This window comes from Mycobacterium sp. DL440, from assembly GCF_011745145.1.
Classification (GTDB): Bacteria; Actinomycetota; Actinomycetes; order Mycobacteriales; family Mycobacteriaceae; genus Mycobacterium.
On sequence record NZ_CP050191.1, the window covers coordinates 2,310,162 to 2,328,759 of the forward strand.

21 protein-coding genes and 1 pseudogene are annotated in these 18,598 nt (G+C 66.5%); 9 read left to right on the forward strand and 13 right to left on the reverse strand.

Going from position 1 to position 18,598, the window contains the following annotated elements; all coding sequences use genetic code 11:
• Positions 1-13 precede the first annotated feature (13 nt).
• Positions 14-424 carry a transglycosylase family protein gene (locus HBE63_RS11170; RefSeq protein WP_166904805.1) on the reverse strand — a complete coding sequence of 137 codons (411 nt, stop codon included), beginning with the start codon at positions 422-424 and terminating at the stop codon, positions 14-16.
• 396 nt (positions 425-820) lie between these two features.
• Positions 821-2,176 (reverse strand): alpha/beta hydrolase-fold protein, encoded by a 1,356-nt coding sequence (locus HBE63_RS11175; protein ID WP_166904806.1) that lies wholly within the window; start codon positions 2,174-2,176, stop codon positions 821-823.
• 162 nt (positions 2,177-2,338) lie between these two features.
• Between HBE63_RS11175 and HBE63_RS11180 the strand changes: the two are divergent.
• From HBE63_RS11180 to HBE63_RS11190, 3 genes and pseudogenes are all read left to right on the forward strand, one after another.
• A pseudogene (locus HBE63_RS11180) lies at positions 2,339-2,896 on the forward strand (LLM class flavin-dependent oxidoreductase).
• Positions 2,897-2,963: 67 nt separating this feature from the next.
• Positions 2,964-3,353 carry a hypothetical protein gene (locus HBE63_RS11185; protein WP_166904807.1) on the forward strand — a complete coding sequence of 130 codons (390 nt, stop codon included), beginning with the start codon at positions 2,964-2,966 and terminating at the stop codon, positions 3,351-3,353.
• 37 nt (positions 3,354-3,390) lie between these two features.
• Positions 3,391-3,969, forward strand: a complete 579-nt coding sequence (locus tag HBE63_RS11190; protein ID WP_166904808.1) for a zeta toxin family protein — start codon at positions 3,391-3,393, stop codon at positions 3,967-3,969.
• Between the two features lie 60 nt (positions 3,970-4,029).
• Here HBE63_RS11190 and HBE63_RS11195 read toward each other — a convergent pair whose 3' ends face one another.
• From HBE63_RS11195 to HBE63_RS11205, 3 genes are read right to left on the reverse strand one after another with little or no spacing between them, the layout of a single operon-like run.
• The gene (locus tag HBE63_RS11195) at positions 4,030-4,386 is read right to left on the reverse strand and encodes a thiocyanate hydrolase (RefSeq protein ID WP_166904809.1); all 357 of its coding nucleotides are present in this window, start codon (positions 4,384-4,386) and stop codon (positions 4,030-4,032) included.
• Positions 4,387-4,396: 10 nt separating this feature from the next.
• Complete coding sequence (gene scnC / locus HBE63_RS11200) at positions 4,397-5,122, reverse strand: thiocyanate hydrolase subunit gamma (RefSeq protein ID WP_166904810.1); 726 nt, start codon at positions 5,120-5,122, stop codon at positions 4,397-4,399.
• A 34-nt stretch (positions 5,123-5,156) separates the two neighbouring features.
• Positions 5,157-5,981, reverse strand: coding sequence for an SH3-like domain-containing protein (locus tag HBE63_RS11205; protein WP_166904811.1), 825 nt, complete (start codon positions 5,979-5,981; stop codon positions 5,157-5,159).
• A 215-nt stretch (positions 5,982-6,196) separates the two neighbouring features.
• Between HBE63_RS11205 and HBE63_RS11210 the strand changes: the two genes are divergently transcribed.
• Both HBE63_RS11210 and HBE63_RS11215 read left to right on the forward strand, forming a co-directional pair.
• Entirely contained in the window at positions 6,197-6,835 is a 639-nt protein-coding gene (locus HBE63_RS11210) for an FKBP-type peptidyl-prolyl cis-trans isomerase (RefSeq protein WP_208301345.1), read from the forward strand.
• A 47-nt stretch (positions 6,836-6,882) separates the two neighbouring features.
• The gene (locus HBE63_RS11215; protein WP_166904812.1) at positions 6,883-7,488 is read left to right on the forward strand and encodes a bifunctional 2-polyprenyl-6-hydroxyphenol methylase/3-demethylubiquinol 3-O-methyltransferase UbiG; all 606 of its coding nucleotides are present in this window, start codon (positions 6,883-6,885) and stop codon (positions 7,486-7,488) included.
• On the opposite strand, the gene HBE63_RS11220 is transcribed toward HBE63_RS11215, so the two are convergent.
• Positions 7,485-8,279, reverse strand: coding sequence for a thioesterase family protein (locus HBE63_RS11220; RefSeq protein WP_208301434.1), 795 nt, complete (start codon positions 8,277-8,279; stop codon positions 7,485-7,487). The genes HBE63_RS11215 and HBE63_RS11220 overlap by 4 nt on opposite strands.
• A gap of 215 nt (positions 8,280-8,494) precedes the next feature.
• Here HBE63_RS11220 and HBE63_RS11225 point away from each other — a divergent pair, with 215 nt between their 5' ends.
• Positions 8,495-8,911, forward strand: coding sequence for a hypothetical protein (locus HBE63_RS11225; RefSeq protein ID WP_166902188.1), 417 nt, complete (start codon positions 8,495-8,497; stop codon positions 8,909-8,911).
• Between the two features lie 28 nt (positions 8,912-8,939).
• Entirely contained in the window at positions 8,940-10,301 is a 1,362-nt protein-coding gene (locus HBE63_RS11230) for a TIGR01777 family oxidoreductase (RefSeq protein WP_166904814.1), read from the forward strand.
• Here the strand turns inward: HBE63_RS11230 and HBE63_RS11235 are convergent.
• Positions 10,291-10,818 (reverse strand): hypothetical protein, encoded by a 528-nt coding sequence (locus HBE63_RS11235; protein WP_166909663.1) that lies wholly within the window; start codon positions 10,816-10,818, stop codon positions 10,291-10,293. The genes HBE63_RS11230 and HBE63_RS11235 overlap by 11 nt on opposite strands.
• A gap of 193 nt (positions 10,819-11,011) precedes the next feature.
• Between HBE63_RS11235 and HBE63_RS11240 the strand changes: the two genes are divergently transcribed.
• Positions 11,012-12,229, forward strand: coding sequence for an NAD(P)/FAD-dependent oxidoreductase (locus tag HBE63_RS11240; RefSeq protein ID WP_166904815.1), 1,218 nt, complete (start codon positions 11,012-11,014; stop codon positions 12,227-12,229).
• Positions 12,230-12,237: 8 nt separating this feature from the next.
• Here HBE63_RS11240 and HBE63_RS31150 read toward each other — a convergent pair whose 3' ends face one another.
• From HBE63_RS31150 to HBE63_RS11260, 4 genes are all read right to left on the reverse strand, one after another.
• The gene (locus HBE63_RS31150) at positions 12,238-12,717 is read right to left on the reverse strand and encodes a peptidoglycan-binding protein (RefSeq protein ID WP_208301346.1); all 480 of its coding nucleotides are present in this window, start codon (positions 12,715-12,717) and stop codon (positions 12,238-12,240) included.
• Between the two features lie 119 nt (positions 12,718-12,836).
• On the reverse strand, positions 12,837-14,201 hold the full coding sequence (locus HBE63_RS11250) for an NAD(P)/FAD-dependent oxidoreductase (RefSeq protein WP_208301435.1): 1,365 nt from the start codon (positions 14,199-14,201) through the stop codon (positions 12,837-12,839).
• Positions 14,202-14,226: 25 nt separating this feature from the next.
• On the reverse strand, positions 14,227-15,396 hold the full coding sequence (locus tag HBE63_RS11255; RefSeq protein ID WP_166904817.1) for an RNA polymerase sigma factor: 1,170 nt from the start codon (positions 15,394-15,396) through the stop codon (positions 14,227-14,229).
• Positions 15,396-15,803 carry a YciI family protein gene (locus HBE63_RS11260; RefSeq protein WP_166904818.1) on the reverse strand — a complete coding sequence of 136 codons (408 nt, stop codon included), beginning with the start codon at positions 15,801-15,803 and terminating at the stop codon, positions 15,396-15,398. The genes HBE63_RS11255 and HBE63_RS11260 overlap by 1 nt, the downstream gene beginning before the upstream one ends.
• 189 nt (positions 15,804-15,992) lie before the next feature.
• Between HBE63_RS11260 and HBE63_RS11265 the strand changes: the two genes are divergently transcribed.
• The gene (locus tag HBE63_RS11265; protein WP_166904819.1) at positions 15,993-16,229 is read left to right on the forward strand and encodes a hypothetical protein; all 237 of its coding nucleotides are present in this window, start codon (positions 15,993-15,995) and stop codon (positions 16,227-16,229) included.
• 1 nt (position 16,230) lies between these two features.
• On the opposite strand, the gene HBE63_RS11270 is transcribed toward HBE63_RS11265, so the two are convergent.
• Both HBE63_RS11270 and HBE63_RS11275 read right to left on the reverse strand, forming a co-directional pair.
• Positions 16,231-17,790 (reverse strand): threonine/serine exporter ThrE family protein, encoded by a 1,560-nt coding sequence (locus HBE63_RS11270; RefSeq protein WP_166904820.1) that lies wholly within the window; start codon positions 17,788-17,790, stop codon positions 16,231-16,233.
• Positions 17,791-17,855: 65 nt separating this feature from the next.
• Positions 17,856-18,524: a class I SAM-dependent methyltransferase family protein gene (locus HBE63_RS11275; RefSeq protein ID WP_208301347.1), complete on the reverse strand. Its 669-nt coding sequence runs from the start codon at positions 18,522-18,524 to the stop codon at positions 17,856-17,858.
• Positions 18,525-18,598 lie beyond the last annotated feature (74 nt).

The following is an 18,598-nucleotide window of genomic DNA, read 5'->3' on the forward strand; positions in this document are numbered from 1 at the left end:
GTGAATGTCGGTTTCAGCCCAGCGGGTTGAGCACGAAGGTGCACAGCCGCGGCAGGTTCCTCAGGGGGATCCAGACCATCACCTGGCGGCAGGTTCCGGTGGCCTGACCGACCGGGCCCCCGCAGACCGGCCAGGCGCCGAGACCCTGGGTCTGCATCACGTTGCGTGCCACGCGGATCTGTTCCTCCCGGCTCGCTGCGGCAGGCGATCCCATTCCGCCGTGGGAAGACCACGTGGCCGGGGTGAACTGCAGCCCGCCATAGAAGCCGTTGCCGGTGTCCGCCGCCCAGTTTCCGCCCGATTCGCACTGAGCCATCGCGTCCCAGTTCGGTTCGGCGCCGGCGTTCGGGACGGCCAGGACCATCTGAGCCAGGGTGATCGCACCGATGAACCCGAATACGGTGACGACCTTGCGCACGCGCATGTCGATCCCTTCATGGCGGAGTGCACTGCGGTGCACGCCGGGAATGGCGGGGCGACAGACCATTTTCAGCCCATCGTGATACAGAGTTTACCGATGGGGCGAAAGTAAAATAGCCGTGCTAGAGAGTCTAATTATCTTCTTTGAGTTTATTTAATAGTTATGGGCCCAGTGTGGCCTCTGGGGATAGCAACATCCCGCTCGTCTGCGTTAAAGTCGCAGTTCAGGGCTATGGCGGCACTGGAGGGGCAGGCGGGAAGCGCGCACTGCCCGCGTCACAGAGTTCGGCGTCAAGGTTGTGAAATTTTCAGCCTATTGTGAATTCAGTTTCCAATGGTATGGCAGTGAAAGAATTGAATTCTGATGCCTATGTGACTGGTGGGATAGATGTGGTTGGTGTTACATCGCACTATTCGTTACGGCTGCGGGCCGCAGCCGGGCGATGATTCCGTCGAGATCGACGAAGAACATGTCGGGGCGGAAAACGTGACCTCCCGGCACCTCATGCGCTTCATTTGGGATTCCGGCGTGGTCTAGAAGTCCGCGGAACTCACGCTGGCCGGCGAGCACCGCAGTCTCGTTGGCGCTGTCGAACCAGTTGATCGGATCCGGACTGGTTCCGGCGACGAGGAAGACCCGCTTGTTGCGGTAGCTCTCGATCCGCTCGACCGGGTTGTCGGCACTGACCCTCGCCTGATCCCAGAGCGGGGCGCCATAAACGGTTCCGCCGGCCAGATCCAACACCGCCGACGTGATGTTCGCCCAGTGCGCGACGAGGCCGAAATCGCGGCGCAGGCTTGCCGGGCCCGAATGGGCACTGACCGAAGCGAAGTGGCCGTAGTACTTCGCCGCGTACTTCAGCGCGCCGAAGCCGCCCATCGAGAATCCGCCGACCGCCCGGCCGTCGTAGTCGGCGTACGTCCGGAAGTTCGCCTCGATCCAGGGCAGCAGCTGGGCGATGTGGAAGGTCTCCCAGTTCCGGGGTCCGACGAATGAGGTGACCGGGTTGGAATACCAGCCGGCGTGCCCACCGTCAGGCATCACCACGATAATCGGTTTCCCGGCGGTCCAGTCGCGGATGCCCATGAAGTCGAACGAACGGAAATCGTCGTTGCCGCCGTGGAACATGTAGAGCACCGGATACGTGCGCCCGCTGGTGTGATAGTCATCGGGAAGCAAGACGTTGACGCCGGGGTTCCAACCGATGGCCGCAGTCTGGAATCGGTAGTACCACAGGCGAGGATCGTTCTCGTTGCGGTCGACGATCCGCAGGCCGAATCCGTCGCCGCGCCCGGTGAATATGACCAACGCCTGTCCGGGACTTATCGCGCCGGGGTCGGGGATGCCGTTCACGCTGGCGATCGGTGGATAGAACGACGCGTCACCGTAGAAGCGTGATGCCAACGCCGACAACGTATCTCCCGGGGAAACCGGGTACGTCTTCAGTTCCGGGATGATCAGTTGCTGACCGGGATTGATGCCGGCATCATGGGCGACGCCGCTGGCGGCGGCGATCAGCCGCGACAGGTCGGCCTGCCCGTAGAGGCGCGACGCCACTCCCGGCAACGTGTCGCCTGCGGCCACCGTGTGTCGCGTGTAGTCGGGAAAGAGCAGCCGCTGCCCCACTTTGATCGCATCGGGATCGGGCACCCCACTGGCCGCGGCGATCAGCCGGTACCGATCAGCGTCCCCGTAGAACCGCAATGCCAACGCCGACAGTGTTTCCCCCGGCACGACCGTATGGATCCTGACCATGATTCCCCTCCTTCAGTTGCAACTAGACCCGGTCCTGGCGCTTGTAATACGACGCCGGTTGCCCTGATATCAACAAGTCTAGGCCTGGGGCCGACAGCGCGAAATGGTTGACTTCTAAGGCATTACGAGTTCCCGGCACGCGCACTCACGTACGCTCCCCACGTGCACGTCGACGTGATGACAGTGCCGCAGCCGCTGGCAAAAATCGGGAACCTTGCCCGCCGCACCCAGTCCGCCGGATTCTCCGGGCTTCTACTCACCGAGACGGGCCGCACCGCGTATCTCAACGCGGCGGTCGCCTCGCAGTCCGCTCTCGGACTGGATCTCTCGACCGGTGTCGCCGTTGCCTTTCCGCGCAGCCCGTTCATCACGGCAGCATCGGCATGGGAGCTCCAGGAGGCGACCGGCGGCAGGTTCCGGCTCGGCCTCGGCACCCAGGTCCGCACACACGTGGTCCGGCGGTATGGGATGCCCTTGTAGCAGCCCGGTCCGCGCCTGCGGGAGAAGCAGAAGGCCGGCGACATCGCAGGCATGGCGGCGCAGATCACCGACGACCACATCGCTGCCCTCGCCACCGAATCGACCTGGGACGGGCTGGCAGATGCGCTGGCCGCCAAGTACGGCGGAATCGCCACCCGCGTCGTGCTCTACAACGCGCTCGGCAGACCCGAACGTTTCGAACGGTACGGGGAGATCGCACAGCGATTGTTGGCGGTCTGAGGCGAGGCCGTGCCCGTTCCGTAGCACTCTGCTACGCTTGTTTCAGAGTGCTACCAGGGAGGTTCTCATGACCGAGACCGCAGATCGGGTGACCCGGTTCGCCGCCGACCTCGTCGACAGCGCGGCCGCAGAAGGTGCACGTCAGAGCCGGTCGGCCAAGCAGCAACTCGACCACTGGGCCCGTGTGGGTCGTGCCGTGTCGAGCCGGCACAGCGCTGCCCGTCGCAAGGTCGAGGCCGCCCTGGCCGGCGACATCCCACTTCGGGAGTTGACCGCCGAGGAAGGCGCGGTGTTCGACGCCGAGATCGCCGCGTCCATCGAGGAGAGTCTGGCGCGCGCCGACTACGGTGCGACGCTGGCCGCCCGCGGCATCACCACCGTCGCACTCGATGAGGACGGCGAGATCGTGCAGTACCAGCCGGACGGCAGCACCACTGTGCTGACGCCGCAGCAGTGATCCTGGCTCACGCTCACACGGGCCGCACCGTCGCACAGTGAAGCGTCTCGATCTGGTCGTCGGATGCAACGGCGCCGGCAAGTCCACCTTTGTCGAACTCACCCTCGCCCCGCTGCTTCCGGGTAGCCCCTTCGTCAACGCCGACGAGATCGCCAAGCGTCGCTGGCCTGAAGATCCGGCCCCGCACTCCTACGAGGCCGCACTGGTCGCCGCCGAAACCCGGGCCAAACTCATTGAACTCGGCGAGTCCTTCATTGCCGAGACAGTGTTCTCCCATCCCTCCAAACTCGAGCTCATAGACGACGCGCAGGCCGCCGGGTACACCGTGATCCTGCATTGCGTCCTGATTCCCGAGGAGCTGGCCGTGCAACGAGTGCGCCACCGCGTGCAGGCCGGCGGGCACCACGTTCCCGAGACGAAGATTCGTGAACGCTACCAACGACTTTGGGATCTTGTCGCGATCGCCGCGCCGCGGGTGGACTCGGCACTGTTCTACGACAACAGCACCGTCAAGGGCCCGCAGATAGTCGCTCAGATGGCCGGCGGGTTCGTCATCGGATCGTCCATCTGGCCCAGATGGACGCCGGCGACGCTCAGTTCCCGATGGAATCGATAGCAGCGCGATCCTGCGCCATATGCTTCTCGTCAAGTTCGATCGGCCGGACACAACCAGGGGTCAGGCCTCCTCGAGGCGGGTCCGGACTTCTCGCATCCGCTGGGCCAGCGTCTCTTCATCGATGACGTGCCTGGCCACCAGCGAATGCGTCAGTGCGACAAGCTGATTCTCCGGGTACGGCAGGGTCACATAGACGGCTTGGACCAGGCTGTCCTCATCGGTTCGACGGGTGAGCAACGGCAGCGTCACTCCCTCGTGGTCGAGTGCGTCGCACATCCCGTCAAGACTCGACTTCCACGGCGGTACCAGGTTGGCGACGCCATACTTCTGCGCCATGCGGGGCCACGACTGCCCTCGCCCGACGATCTGTTCGAGCGTCCGGACCCTGACAGCGGTGATGTCATCTTCGTCGGTCATCGGTTGCCCCTCAGGACCCCTCGACCGGACGGACCGCTGCATGCACCGGTCGTGGCGCGTTCGCCGTCACCCCAGGCTTCGGCAAGGCGACACCGATCATGCAGTCGCGGGTAACGATCTCGGCGAGTTGCTCCTCAGTCCAGTCTTCGGTTCCGGCGGGCCGGACCGGCAGCACCAGGAACCGGCGTTTGGAATTGGAGTCCTCGACACGGATTTCGACGTCGTCAGGCAGGAAAAGGCCGAACTCACCGAGAACCTGGCGCGGCCAGCGCACAATGCGACGCCGATAGTTCGGCGTCCGATACCACTCGGGAGAATTCCCGAGCAATGGCCGCGGATAGCACGAACACAAAGTGCAGACAATCACGTGATGCAAACTCGGTGTGTTCTCCAGTACCTCCAAGGCCGTGAAATCACTGGGTGTCCCGAAGCCGGTCGGGTGCAGCCAATCAATTCCCACTTCCCGACTGGCAGCGATGGGGTCTCGAAGCACCAACTGGTTGAAATCGGGATCCAGCCACGCCTTCGCGACGAGTCGCGAGCCCGGCGCCGGCCCGATCTGCTCGACGAACTCGGTGTAATGCCGGTGATCTTCGGCAGTGAACAGGCCCTTCTCGATCGCCAATTCGCGGAGCGCGATCTCCAAGACCTCGAAATCGGTCACTTCCTCGACCATGGGTGCCGCGTGCCGCTCAGGCGCTTCATCGTGCGTATGCGCCGCTTCGTCGTGCGTCATGTCGGATTCCTGTCCGTTCCGTCGAATGAGCGGTCTAGTCGAGCGGCCGCAACCACAATTCGGAAATCTCGGCCTGAAGGGTGTCGCCCTCGGCGCCCGCATACGGATCCCACACGTCGCTCATGTTGAAGCGCACGATGTAGAACCACTGAGGCGTCTGCTCCTCACGATCGAACGCCTCGTCCTCGGGTACCAGGCTTTCGTAGGACACCTCGGCGATGGTCCCGGGCTTCCCGCGCAGATACTCCTGGGTGCGGGTGTAAAAGATGGTCGGGAGGTCCCGCACCCGCACTCGATCGCCGACTGCGAATCGAGCTTCGCCGGCCTGGCCCGCGAACCGTTGGGGATCGCCCTTGCCGAGCGCCTCGATGTGATGGCGGTTCCTGGAGACCGCCGTCGGATCGCCGACGCTGCGCGGGGCAGCCGAGAGGGCGTCGGCAGCACCGGTGGCCACCCGTGCGCGCACCTCGTCGACCCGCTCGAGCAATTCGCGAAGCGTGATGTGGTCTTTCTCGACGAGGCACCGGGCGACAGCCCATACCCACCGGCCGTAATAAGGGAAGCCGTGGTAAATCGTCCGGCCCACATCGACGTTTCCGAGCCGCCGCCGTTCCTCGGACGTCCAAATGCCACGCCAGCCGAGCACCTCACAGGTGACAAAGGTATTGAGCTCCCACGCCTCTTCTTGCTTCTCCTCGAAGATCGCGGGTGCGTCGGGATCGCCGCCGACGTCGTGCGGGTTCTTCATGAACGCGCCGAAGAGCGTGTGGTCGATCTGATCCGGGTAGGGCCAGTCCTGCAGCCGATGCAATGCCGGCCGCAACTGGCTGACAAAATCACCCATGGAATTGTTGGCCATATTCCGTGTCCTCAGATGGATAAACGGTCTGCCTGCAACGACGCTATCACGGGCAAACATGGCTCGATGCCTATCGATGAATCTTCCCGCCTCTGGGCACCGGGTCTTTGAACTTTCACAATGACGACAGGATTCGGCGGTGGGAATTTGCCCATCCGGGCGCCATCACCCGGCTATCGGCAGGTGCAACCCGTGCCCGCTGTAGCGTGACGCGCATGAACTCCATTCGCGTGCCTTCCACCGTCGCGCTCGTGGCCTGCGCCGCGTCGTTGACCATGACGCTTGCCGCATGCGGCTCCGACACGGACACCTCCGCGGCTTCGTCCTCGCCGAGCACGTCATCGGTCGCCGAGGTGCTCACGCCCTCCATCGCCGAAACCGCCACCGAGGCCAGCACCTGTCCGACGGCAGCGCCTCAGGGCGCCGGCGCCCCCGAATGGACGCTGTCCGGAGCGACCGGCAATGTCGCCGTCACCGGGTCGACCGACACGGCCGCGCCCGTGGTGAAGGTGACCGGACCGTTCAGCGTGGCCGAGACCCAGGTGCACACCCTGAAGGCAGGCGACGGGCCGGTCGTCGCGCCGTCGGCGAACGTTTCGGTCTGCTACATGGGTGTCAACGGGCGTGACGGGTCAGTGTTCGACAGCAGCTACGAACGCGGTGAACCGGTCGACTTCCCCCTCAACGGTGTTGTGCCCGGCTTCCAGAAGGCCATCTCCGGACAAAAGGTCGGCTCTACGGTGGCCGTCGCGATGACGTCTGCCGACGGCTACCCCCAGGGTCAGCCCGCCGCGGGAATCCAGCCGGGTGACTCGTTGATCTTCGCGATCAAGATCCTCGACGCCCAGGGCTGAGTCACACCGCCCACCCGGGCCCGGGGCCGGCTTGTAACAATGCTTCTATGGTCGAGCGCAGCATCTGGATGCAGAAGGTGGAAGCCGATCCCGGGCACTCGGATTGGTACGTCGAACGCTTTCGTGCCATGGAGCGCGCGGGTCAGGACCTGGCCGGCGAGGCCCGTCTGATCGACGCGATGGCATCGCGCAATGCCCGCATCCTCGACGCCGGCTGCGGTCCCGGCCGGGTCGGTGGATATCTCGCCGAGGCCGGGCACCAGGTGGTCGGCGTCGACGTCGACCCGGTACTGATCGAGGCGGCCGAGAACGACCATCCCGGTCCGCGCTGGCTCGTCGGAGACCTCGCCGAACTCGACCTGCCGGCACGCGGTATCGCCGCCCCGTTCGACATCATCGTGTCGGCCGGCAACGTGATGACCTTCCTGGCCCCGAGCACCCGCGTTCAGGTTCTGACGCGGCTGCGCGCGCATCTTGCCGACGACGGCCGCGCGGTGATCGGATTCGGCGCCGGCCGCGAATACGAGTTCGACCAGTTCTTCGACGACGCGGTATCGGCCGGTTTCACCACCGACCTGTTGCTGTCCAGCTGGGATCTCCGCCCGTTCACCGAAGAATCGGACTTCCTGGTGGCGATCCTGCGCCGCGCCTAGCTCGAGCCGTTTGGGCTGAAGTTGAAATTGGCTATCGCGGTGGACAATCCGGTGCCGATCGGGCCCGATGCGTCGTACAGGCACGCACTGCCGGTGGCCACGCCCTCAGCGCTGGTATGAGTCACCGCCGCCATGCCGATGAAGGGGCCGACCGGCAACCGGCTCAGCGCCAGCGTGTAGTCGGCATTGATGAAAGCCAACCCGGCCGAACTGAAATTGCTCATCGAACTCGTGACGTCAACCGCCAGGGCGGCTCGCACGAACGGCGTGAGCTCCTCGCCGGCAACCAGCTCTCGGACTTCACGCAGCCATGCATACCGGGGCCCGCACTGCTGCCACGGGAACCCCTCACCGGCCCATTCCGCGTCCGGCCCGTACGCCCTGATGAACATGGGCATGGTGTCGTCGAAGTGCGCCGGTTCTTCCGGTAGCGGCGGCAGATCGATCGAGGTCGTCCAGAACTCACCATCGGGTTGGGCGCCACGCCTCAGATACAACGCCGAGGCGCGTGCCACCAACTCGCCGTCCTGTGTCATCACCGCATCGACCGCCTGCATCCGTGAGCCGGCTCTCACCACCGACGCGGTGACGCGGACCGGAGCGCCGGCGACCCGACGCAGTATCTCCACCGTGAACCGCGCCGGGTGCAGACCGTCGTCGGTGACGAGTTGTTCGACGGCGCGGGCCAGGAGGCCGCCGACCACTTGACCGCCGAGGGTCGGCCCCCATCCCCCATGTGCGATCTCGTTCGGCGCGAACCCGTCGTCAGTGCTGACAAAGAACGGCGTCATCGCAGTGCGTTCCACACATACACCTTTCGTCCTACACTTCGGGCAGTACGGACTCTATTACAGATATGACTACAGTTGGCATGACGATAGCTGCCGGACGCCGTCGGAGATCGAACACCGACCAATGACACGGATGACGACCGCCGGGCCGACGGCTATTGCCACGGGAATCCCATCGTTCTACTATCGCCTGTAGTACTTCGATTGGGGCACGTATGACGGCACCGACAATCGTTCAGGCGCAACGTTTTCTGCGCCTGACGGCATGGACATTCCTGCTAGGCTGGGGATTGCACGTGATCGACCACCTGCTCCGGGGAATGTCGGCGTCACCGATGTTTGTCATGGCCGGCGGCATGATTCAGGGCGCGATCGTCATCATCGCGATCACCATGACGTTGCGCGGACATCCGCGAGCGCCCGACCTCGCGATATTCACCGGCATCGGCAGTGCAGTCGTGTTCACCTATGCGCACCTGCTGCCGAATTTCTGGCCGGATTTCCAAGACAGCTATCTCAGCGGTCCCCGCATCAACGTCACCTGGTTCTCCTGGGTGACAGCGCTTTCCGAGATCGGTACCGGACTGTTGTTCGCCTATGCGGGCATGCGAGCGAAGCGGGCCGCGGCGTAGATGCGGATTCTGCGGGTAACGTCGGCCGATGGGATTGGTGTACTCCAGCATCATCGACGCCCCGCAAGACGAGGTCTTCGCCTGGCACAACCGCCCGGGCGCGTTCGCCAGGCTGGCACCACCGTGGCAAGCCATGAAGCTCATATCCGAGGCGGCCTCACTGCGTGACGGCCGTGCCGAACTCGCGCTGCCCGGCGGCCTGCGGTGGGTGGCGCAGCACCAGGCCGACGCCTACGACCCACCACGGCGGTTCGTCGACGAGATCGCCACCGGCGGGCCGGCCTCGCTGCCGGCCGCACTGGCGATGCGCTGGAAGCACATTCACGAATTCGAGGCGATCGACGCCACCCGCACCCGGATGACCGACCGTGTCGAGACCCTTGTACCCGGCCGTTTCCTGCGTCCGATGTTCGTCTACCGACACCGCCAGCTCGCCGACGACCTCGCGGCGCACCGGCAGGCCCGCGGCTCGGGGCTGGGGCCGCAGACGATCGCGATCACCGGAGCATCGGGGCTGGTCGGGTCGGCGTTGACCGCGTTCCTGAGTGCAGGCGGTCACCGGGTCATCCGGCTGGTCCGCCACGCAACTGCCAAACCTGATGAGCGGCAATGGGACCCGGCCGACCCCCACCCCGAACTGTTCGCCGGAGTGGACGCCGTCATCCACCTGGCCGGCGCGTCGATCGCCGGCCGGTTCACCGAGGGGCACCGCAGTGCGATCCGCGACAGCCGCATCGAGCCGACTCGCCGGCTGGCCGAATTGGTCGCAGCGACCGATTCCGGGCCGCAGGTGGTCGTCAGCGCGTCGGCGGTCGGTTTCTACGGATACGACCGCGGCGACGAGGTTCTCACCGAGACAGCCGAGCGCAGCGGCGGGTTTCTGGCCGATGTGGTGGCGGAGTGGGAGGACGCGCTGGCTCCGGCTGAACAATCCGGGGCGCGAGTGGTGCGGATCCGTACCGGAATCGTCCAGTCCCCGCGCGGCGGCACCCTGCGACTGCTGCGTCCACTGTTCGCTGCCGGGCTCGGCGGCCGTATCGGCGACGGGCAACAGTGGTTGCCCTGGATCGGTATCGACGACCTGGTCGACGTCTACTACCGCGCGTTGTGGGACGAGCGACTATCCGGTCCGGTCAATGCGGTGGCACCGGAGCCGGTGCGCAACGCTGAATACAGCGACACGCTCGGCCGTGTCCTGCACCGCCCGACGGTTGTGCCGGTGCCGACGCTGGGCCCACGGCTACTGCTGGGCGATCAGGGTGCCCGCGAACTGGCGTGCGCGAGCCAACGGGCGGTTCCGGCGATCCTGACCGCCGGCGCGCACCGCTTCCGCCATCCGTACCTGGATCAGGCACTGCGCCACGTGTTGGGACGCGCGGTTACGGCGTAGGAGCTGCCGGCGGCGCCGGAGGGCGCTGTCCCGGTGAGTTGAACTCGTATCCGGGCGGCGGCGGGCCGTTAAGCGAGTAGTAGCCAGGTGGCAGCGCCGGGCCGGCCGGACCGCTACCGGGTGCCGGCGCCGTGACCGGCGTTTCCGAGCCCGGAGCGTTGATCGATCTGTATCCGGGCGGCAGCGGCGGAGGCGGACCAGCGCCGGGAGGCGGCGCGACACCCTCGGGTGCTCCCCCGCTGGCCTGGAACCCGCCCGGGTCGTGGGCTTGATGCCAGAGATCCCTGAGCGTGCCGACCGGGCCGGATCCGTACTGGCCGGAGCCGTACACGGGGTTGGCGATCTCGGGCACCTGCGGAGGACCGGCCGGTGCCGGTGGCGGAGGTGCTGCCAGTGCGGGATCCGCGGGAACAGGCGCTGGATCAGGCACGACGGGGTCCGCTGCGGCCTGGCCCGACGCGGCCAGCACGGCACCGACGGCAGTCAGGCCTGCGATCGCGAGCTTCGCTCCGTTCATGGCGAGCGTGGCGCGGTGCGCTTCGGTCATCTATCCGGCGGTCCTCTCTCAATGCAGCCGCAGAAACTCCTGCTCTCCGAATCTGGGCGAATACCGGGCAGTCAGTCCGTGCATCGTCGCACACCGGCCTGAGGACGCGCTGGGTTAGATGTACTGACCACGGACGTTAGGTACGGCGTGGCACGCTGAGTGCGTGCGCCGCGTTCTGATCGTCGGATCGGGTTTCGCCGGACTGTGGGCAGCGCTGGGTGCGGCCAGGCGACTCGACGAACTCGGACCTGCCGCTGACGCCGTCGAGATCACGGTCGTCAGCGACCGCCCCTTCCACGACATCCGGGTACGCAACTACGAATCCGACCTCGATGACTGCCGGATCCCGTTGGCGACGGTGCTCGATCCCGCCGGAGTCGGCCACATCGTCGCGAAGGTCACCGAGATCGACGTCGAGACCCGAACCGTCACCGCCACACAGGTCGGACGAACCATCGCGATCGGCTACGACCGGCTGGTGTTGGCCGCAGGCAGCCAGGTCGCCCGGCCCGACATCCCGGGCCTGCGGGCGTTCGGTTTCGACGTCGACACCTTCGACGGTGCCCGCCGGCTCGCCGCTCACCTGGACGCGTTGGCCCGCCGACCCCGCACACCGGGTACCGGCACGGTCGTGGTGGTCGGGGCGGGCCTGACCGGCATCGAGACGGCCTGTGAACTGCCCGGACGGTTGGCCGCGATCTTCGACGGCAGCCTGGCCCCGAGGGTCGTGCTTGTCGACCACAACCCCGAGGTCGGATCCGACATGGGTGCCTCGGCGTGCCCGGTGATCGAATCCGCGTTGTCCGACAATGGAGTTCAGTGCATGACCGGTGTCAGCGTGGTGGCGGTGGACGCCGGTACGGTGACGATGTCCTCGGGCGACATCGTGCCCTGCGCGACAGTGGTGTGGTGCGCGGGAATGCGGGCCAACCCGTTGACGGCGCAGTTCCCGGTGACGCGGGATCGGTTCGGCCGGCTACCGGTCGACGACTACCTCCGCGTCGAGAGCGCGTCCGGGGTGTTCGCGGCCGGCGACGTGGCCGCCGCCCGGGTGGACGACGGCCACCTGTCGGTGATGTCGTGTCAGCACGGCAGGCCAATGGGCCGCTACGCCGGATACAACGTGATCGGCGATCTCCTGGGCAAACCCATGCTGGCCCTCCGAATCCCTTGGTATGTGACGGTTCTCGACCTGGGGCCGGCGGGAGCCGTGTACACGGAAGGCTGGGATCGCCAAGTCGTGGCGACCGGCGCGGTGGCCAAGGCCACCAAGAAGACCATCAACACCGAACGGATCTACCCACCGCTCACCGGCGACCGGCAGGCCCTGCTGGCGTCGGCTGCCCCCGACCTCCAGGACAGGCCGGCCCGCGGCGAGTAGGTCTGGCGTCAGTTGAACGAGAACTGGACGACCGCGTTGTTTCCGCCGCGGCAGGTCACCCAGTCACCCTCTCGGACACACGCCATGGTGTAGGTCTGATGCGTCACCGGACTGAACACGTTGATCTGCACTGAATCCCCGGAAACCCTGAAGTACTCCTGGCGGACATTCTGGGCGAACGGACACGAGGCGCTCTGACTGGCCCAGATGCCGCCGTTGCATTCCTTCATCTCCTCGCCCACCGGGCCGGCGCCCTGGGTGGTGAGCTCGTCGAGCTTGGCCAACGTCTCGGCCCCCGCGACGCCGTTGACGAACAGCCCGGCCCGCTTCTGGAATTCGCGGATGACAGCTTCGGTCTGCGCGCCGAACTCGCCGTCGACCTGCAGGTGTGAATAGGCCGGGTAGTCGAGGTTCAGCAGCGCCTGCAGCGTCGCAACCTGTTGGCCCTGACTTCCGTTCTTCAATGTGACTGTCGGATATGGAGGCATGACAGCGCTCCTCTCATCTCGGTGGCTTCGAGCCAACTTCGGATGATCGGAACGTAGCCGCGAACGGCGGCCGTGGGCACGCGTAGCCGACTACTCGAAACGCGGTGTGCCGCCGCGCGCTACGGGCCGTGCCGGCGGTCGTCGCCGTCCGGTGGCGCCTCGGGCGGCGGCGGTGTCAGCGCGTCCCATGCGGTCCACGTGTAGTGCTGATCGGGTAGACCGCTGGCACCGAGCATGAACGCACGGTGCGAGCGGTTCTCGCGGGCGATGGTGGCCAGCCAGGTGGTCACCGTACTGACGCGGTTGCGTACGCCGGTGAGGAATGCGATGTGGATGAAACCCCAAGCCAGCCAGCCGAAGAAACCGGCCACCTTGACCGGGCCGACCTGCAGGACTGCCTGTCGGCGGGCGATGTACGCCGCGGAACCGAGGTCTCGGTACCGGAACGGTCGCCGGGGTTTCCCGTCAAGTTCCCGGCGAACACACGAGGCGACGTGGAGCCCACCCTGCATCGCGTTCTCGGCAACACCCGGCAGGTTCTCCCGGCCGGCCAGATCTCCGATCACAAAGATCTCGGGACGGCCGTCGATCGAAAGATCGGGCCCCACAGTGATTCTCCCACTGCGATCCGCCTCCACCCCCAGCACCTGCGCGAGGTGCCGAGCGAACGGCACGGCCTCGACCCCGGCCGTCCACAACACGGTCCGGGCCGCGTACTGCTCGTCGGGGCCACCGGCCTTCGGGCTGATGGTCACCCCGTCCCGATCGACGTCGGTCACATGGACTCCCATGTGCAGCTCGACGCCCAGTTTCTGCAGCGACTTCGTCGCCTTCTCCCCCAGCTCGGGGCAGAAGGCCTTCAGCACCCTCTCCCCACCGTCGAACAGCAGCACCCTGGCTTCCTCGGGCTCGATGCTGTGAAACTCGTGAGCTAAAGTGCGCGTGGCCATCTCACGGATCTGCCCGGCCAACTCGACCCCGGTGGGTCCGCCCCCGGCGACAGCGAACGTGAGCCAACCGTCGCGCTCCGGGCCGGGCGGCAGGGTCTCGGCGATCTCGAAGGCTGTGAAAACCCGCTGCCGGATGTTGAGCGCGTCGTCGAGCGTCTTCATCCCGGGCGCCCACTCCGCGAAATGTGCTTTGCCGAAGTAGGACTGCTGCATCCCCGCGGCCACCACAAGTACGTCGTAGTCGAGGGTGAAGGTCGTCTCATCGGGCCGGCGGGCCGTGACCCGGCGCAACTCGGGATCGAGGTCGATCGCCTCACCGAGCAGCGTGGTGACGTTGCGGTGCCGCTCGAACTCCTCGCGTAGCGGCCGGCTGATCTGGCCGAAGCCCAAGGTCCCGGTGGCGCATTGGTAGAGCAGCGGCTGAAACAGATGTCCGGCCGCCCGATCCAGCAGGGTCACGTCGACGTCGACTCCGCCCAGCCGTCGGGCACAGAACAGCCCGCCGAATCCCCCACCGATGATCAACACTCTCATCCGACTGTGGCCCACAACTAGGAGGTTAACCGCCTGTCTCGGAAATGCGACGGTGCAGAGCAGATGCGCGCAGGGTGAGGTGGTTGCGCTCGGCCAGTGATGGCGCCTCGGCGGCTGCCTGCACGTACAGCTGTGCGGCGGTTGTGGTGTCCCCTGCCTGCTCATGAAGGTAGGCGGCCGCGGCGGTGTGGCGCGGCAGCGTCGGGTCGAGTTCATCGAGCGCTGCCAGTCCCGCCCGCGGACCATCTGCTTCGCCGACGGCAACGGCGCGGTTGAGGCGCACCACCGGGCTGTCGGTGAGTGCGACGAGTTCGTCGTACCACTCGACAATCTGCACCCAGTCGGTCTCCTCGGTGGACTGGGCATCGGCGTGCAACGCCGCCACCGCCGCCTGAGCCTGGTACTCCCCGAGCCGGTCGCGCGCCAGTGCGGCCTGCAGCACGTACACACCCTCGGTGATGAGATCGTCTCGCCACAGAGTGCGGTCCTGCTCCGACAGAGGAACCAGGGCCCCGTCGGCACGGGTACGCGCCGGGCGCCGGGCATGGTGCAGCAGAAACAACGCCAGCAGGCCTGCAACTTCCGGATCATCGGTGGCTCGGGTCAGCTGGCGGACCAACCGGATCGCCTCGGCCGCCAGGTCGACGTCGCCGCTGTAGCCCTCGTTGAATACCAGGTACAGCACCCGCAACACGGTGTGCAGGTCGCCGGGACGATCCAGCCGCACCGAGCTGACAATGCGCTTGGCGCGGCTGATCCGTTGCGCCATGGTCGCTTCCGGTACGAGATAGGCCTGAGCGATCTGACGCGTGGTCAGGCCTCCGACGGCGCGCAGTGTCAGGGCGACCGCCGCCGACTGGGTCAGACTCGGGTGCGCGCACAAGAAGTAGAGCTGCAAGGTCTCGTCGACCGTGGGGGCCGGCCCGGCCGCCGGCTCCGCAGAAACCCGGACCTCGCGGTTGCGCCGTGCGACCTCCGATCGGGTGAGGTCCAGGAATCGACGCCACGCCGTGGTGATCAACCAGCCCTTGGGGTCGTCAGGTCGTTGGTCCGGCCAGGTTGCCCAGGCCCGCACCAAGGCTTCCTGCACGGCGTCCTCAGCCGTCGCGAAGTCGGCCCCGCGGCGGACCAGGGCAGCCAGGACTCCGGGGATCAGATCCCGCAACTGCTCCTCGCCCGCCGCATCGAGGTCCATCAGTCGGTGACAGTCGGCGGAGCGGTCAGGAACGGACGCACCTCCAGCCACTCGTGGATGGGCCGCCCGCCCGCACCCGGCGCCGCCGACAGTTCTCCGGCCAACGCGACGGCGCGTTCGTACGAGTCGACGTCGACCAGCATCCAGCCCGCGATCAGGTCCTTGGTCTCGGCGAACGGGCCGTCGGTCACGGGCGGCTTCCCCTCACCGCCGTACTGGACCCACGTGCCCTCCGGGGCAAGGGCCTGGCTGTCGACGTACTCGCCGCTGTCCTTCAGCCGATCGGCGAAGTCATTCATGTACTGGATGTGCGCCTGGATCTCGTCCGGTGTCCACTGGTCCATCGGAATGTCGTTGACCGACGCTGGGGCGCCTCGGTAGTGCTTGAGAAACAAGTACTTGGCCATGAAATTCTCCTTCGGATTCGCGACCCTGGTTGGTCGCTCACAACGGGGACGGAGCCGTCGCGCGGTTCTCGACATCGTGGACGAAAGTATTTTTGAACCCGTCGCCAGACCTCAAGTGCAGACTCAATCACTTCGTTTGGCTAAGCTTCGGGTATCCAAGTTCAGAGTCAAGCACCGAGGTGGACATTCATGTTCGGAAGCAAGGCAACCCTGGCGACCATCGCCGCCACCGGCCTGATCGGGGCCGCGCTCGGCCTGGGCACCGCCATCGCAAGCGCGGAACCGGATCCGAGCCTCCCGCCGCCGCCAAACGCGCCGAAGAAGCCGGCTGAGACGTGGCAGGGCCACCCGATGGTCTGGTGGAACCTGCCTGCCGGCGGCCACTGGGGCGTCTGGGTCAACGGCGACTTCCTCCCGTTCACCTGATTCAGCTGTCGGGCTCTGCGCCCTCGTCGGCGTCCGGCTCCTCGGCCGGGACGGCTTCCAACGGGACGCTTTCCGCGCGTGGAGCGCCGACCGCAGCTGTGTTGTCGGCCGGTTGCAGCCGGACCACCTGACCCACTGCCCGGCGTAGCCCGGGCGGTCCGTCTTTACGGAAGAACTCACCGATGCGTCCGGCGCGGTACCGCAGCGGCGAGCCGAGCAGCTCACCCATCACCACGCCGCTGCCGAGTGCCAACGCCGTCGCTGCCGCGCTCAGCAGGTGCGCGAGCCCCTCACCGAACTTCTCGTCGACGGCAAAGGCGAACACCGCCCAGAACACCGAGAGACCGGGCAGCATCGGCATGATGCCGGCGGTCGCCGTCACCAGCGCGGGAGACTGCCGGCGAATGGAAATCAGGGTGGCCAGAAAACCGACACCGACCGCCGCGATCCCGGTGGCCGCCCACTGGCCGAATCCGGCTGTCCCGAGCCAGATCAACGTCAGCTCGGCCAGCGCGGCCGCCAACCCGGCGGTGGGTAGTGACCGCAGCGGTGCATAGCTGGCCATGGTCAGGCACATCCCGGCCAGCGCCGCACCCACGACCGCCAGGACGATCGCCACCGGTCCTTTGGGCGTGAGGAAGGTGCCGGCCGTGTTGACGTGCAGTTCGATCTGGATCCCCAGGAGCGTGGCGGCCTGCAGTGCACCGGTGATGCCCACGACGATTCCCGCGGTGAGAAACACGGCGTCACCGAGCCGCGCGACCGCGGTGACCATGTAGCCGGTCAACGCGTCCTGCACGGCACCGACCAAAGTCATGCCGGACAGCAACAACACGATCCCGGTGGCGACCAGCGCACTGAGACCCTGGCCAGCGTACCGGTAGGCAGCCAGCGCGATCAATGTCGCGATCGCCGCTCCGACTGCGTGCTGAAAAAAGAACGGCGTGCCGATTCGATTCAACAGACGGCCGACCCGGTCGATCAGTGCGGCCGTCACGGTGGCCAGCAGACAGGTCAACCAGTTGCCGCCCAGCAGCATCGCGATACCGAGCGCGAAGCCCGCCCACCCGGCGGTCGCGAGCCACCGAGGGAACGGATGCGGGCTCTCGGTCAGCTCATCCATGGCCTCCTGCGCCTCGTCGACGGTGATACCGCCGGAGGTGATGCGCCGCACCAGCCGATCGAGCTCGGCCAGCCGGGTGTAGTCCGTGGACCTGGTCCGCACCGCCCGCATGATCGTCACCGGCGGGCTGTCCGCGGTGGGCAGTGCCGACACGATGATCGTCGCGACGGTGATGTCGACGACGCAGTCGGTGAGCCGGTAAGCCTGCGCGACATCCTGGGTGGTGGCCACGACATCGGCAGTACCCGAACCCGACGACAGCATGACCTCCGCGAGCCGGATGGTCAGGTCGAGGACCTTGCGGGTGTGTACGTCCCCCATCCCGGCCGACGCGCGACTGCGCCGACCCGCGACCGGTGCTGGGTCGCGGCGCCCGCGCAGCGCCATGCGCAGCCCGCCGCGCAAGCGGTCCCTGCCGTTCAGACCTTCCTCAGCCATCGTTGAAAAGGGTACTGATGAATGCTCGGGTGCTGGTGGAGGACAGGCCCTGCCGGCAGGACTCGTCAGCCGGCGTGGCGGGCGCGGTCGGCGGCCCGGATCACATCGGAGCCGACAAAGGTGAAGATCTGGGTGCCGGCTGCCAGTGGTTCGGGTTGCCCGGTAAAGCGATGGGCTCCCACGCCGTAGCTCACATCCGGCTGAGACACCCAGACCAGGTCGAAGCCGCGCTCGTCAAACCAGTTGAGGATCAAGGGAACCCGGTCCGGAACGGTGCGCCCCCGGGTCCACAGCACGGTGCCGCCAGACTTGGTCAGCTGCGGAAGGATGCCGATCGTCCGCTCGATGTCCTCATCGGTGATATTGCCGAAGATGCCGCAGGCCACCACGATGTCGGCGGGTACCAGATCCTGATAGTGGTCGATGACCGCGGCATCACCGGTCACGACCTCTACCCCGGTCAGTCCATAGTTGTTCACCGCCTCGGCGGCGACTGCGGCGTTGCGGGGATCCAATTCGACCAGGCGCGCCCGCACATCATCGCGTCGCGGATGCCCGGCCAATACCTCGAGCAGGTCGCGGCCCTGCCCGGCGCACAGGCTCACGACCCGCAGCGGGCCGGCCGGAGCCTCATCCAGCGCCTGCCTGATCAATGTCTGCACCGCGCGAAGTCGGTGCGCCAACGCCGAATCGGGCCTGTCATAGTCTTCGTGCCAGCTGTGCCAATCAACCACACCGGAAACCATATGGCCGCGACGCCGGCGGCCGCGCCGACGCAAGTCGGAGCGACGCCGCCGCACTTGACCGT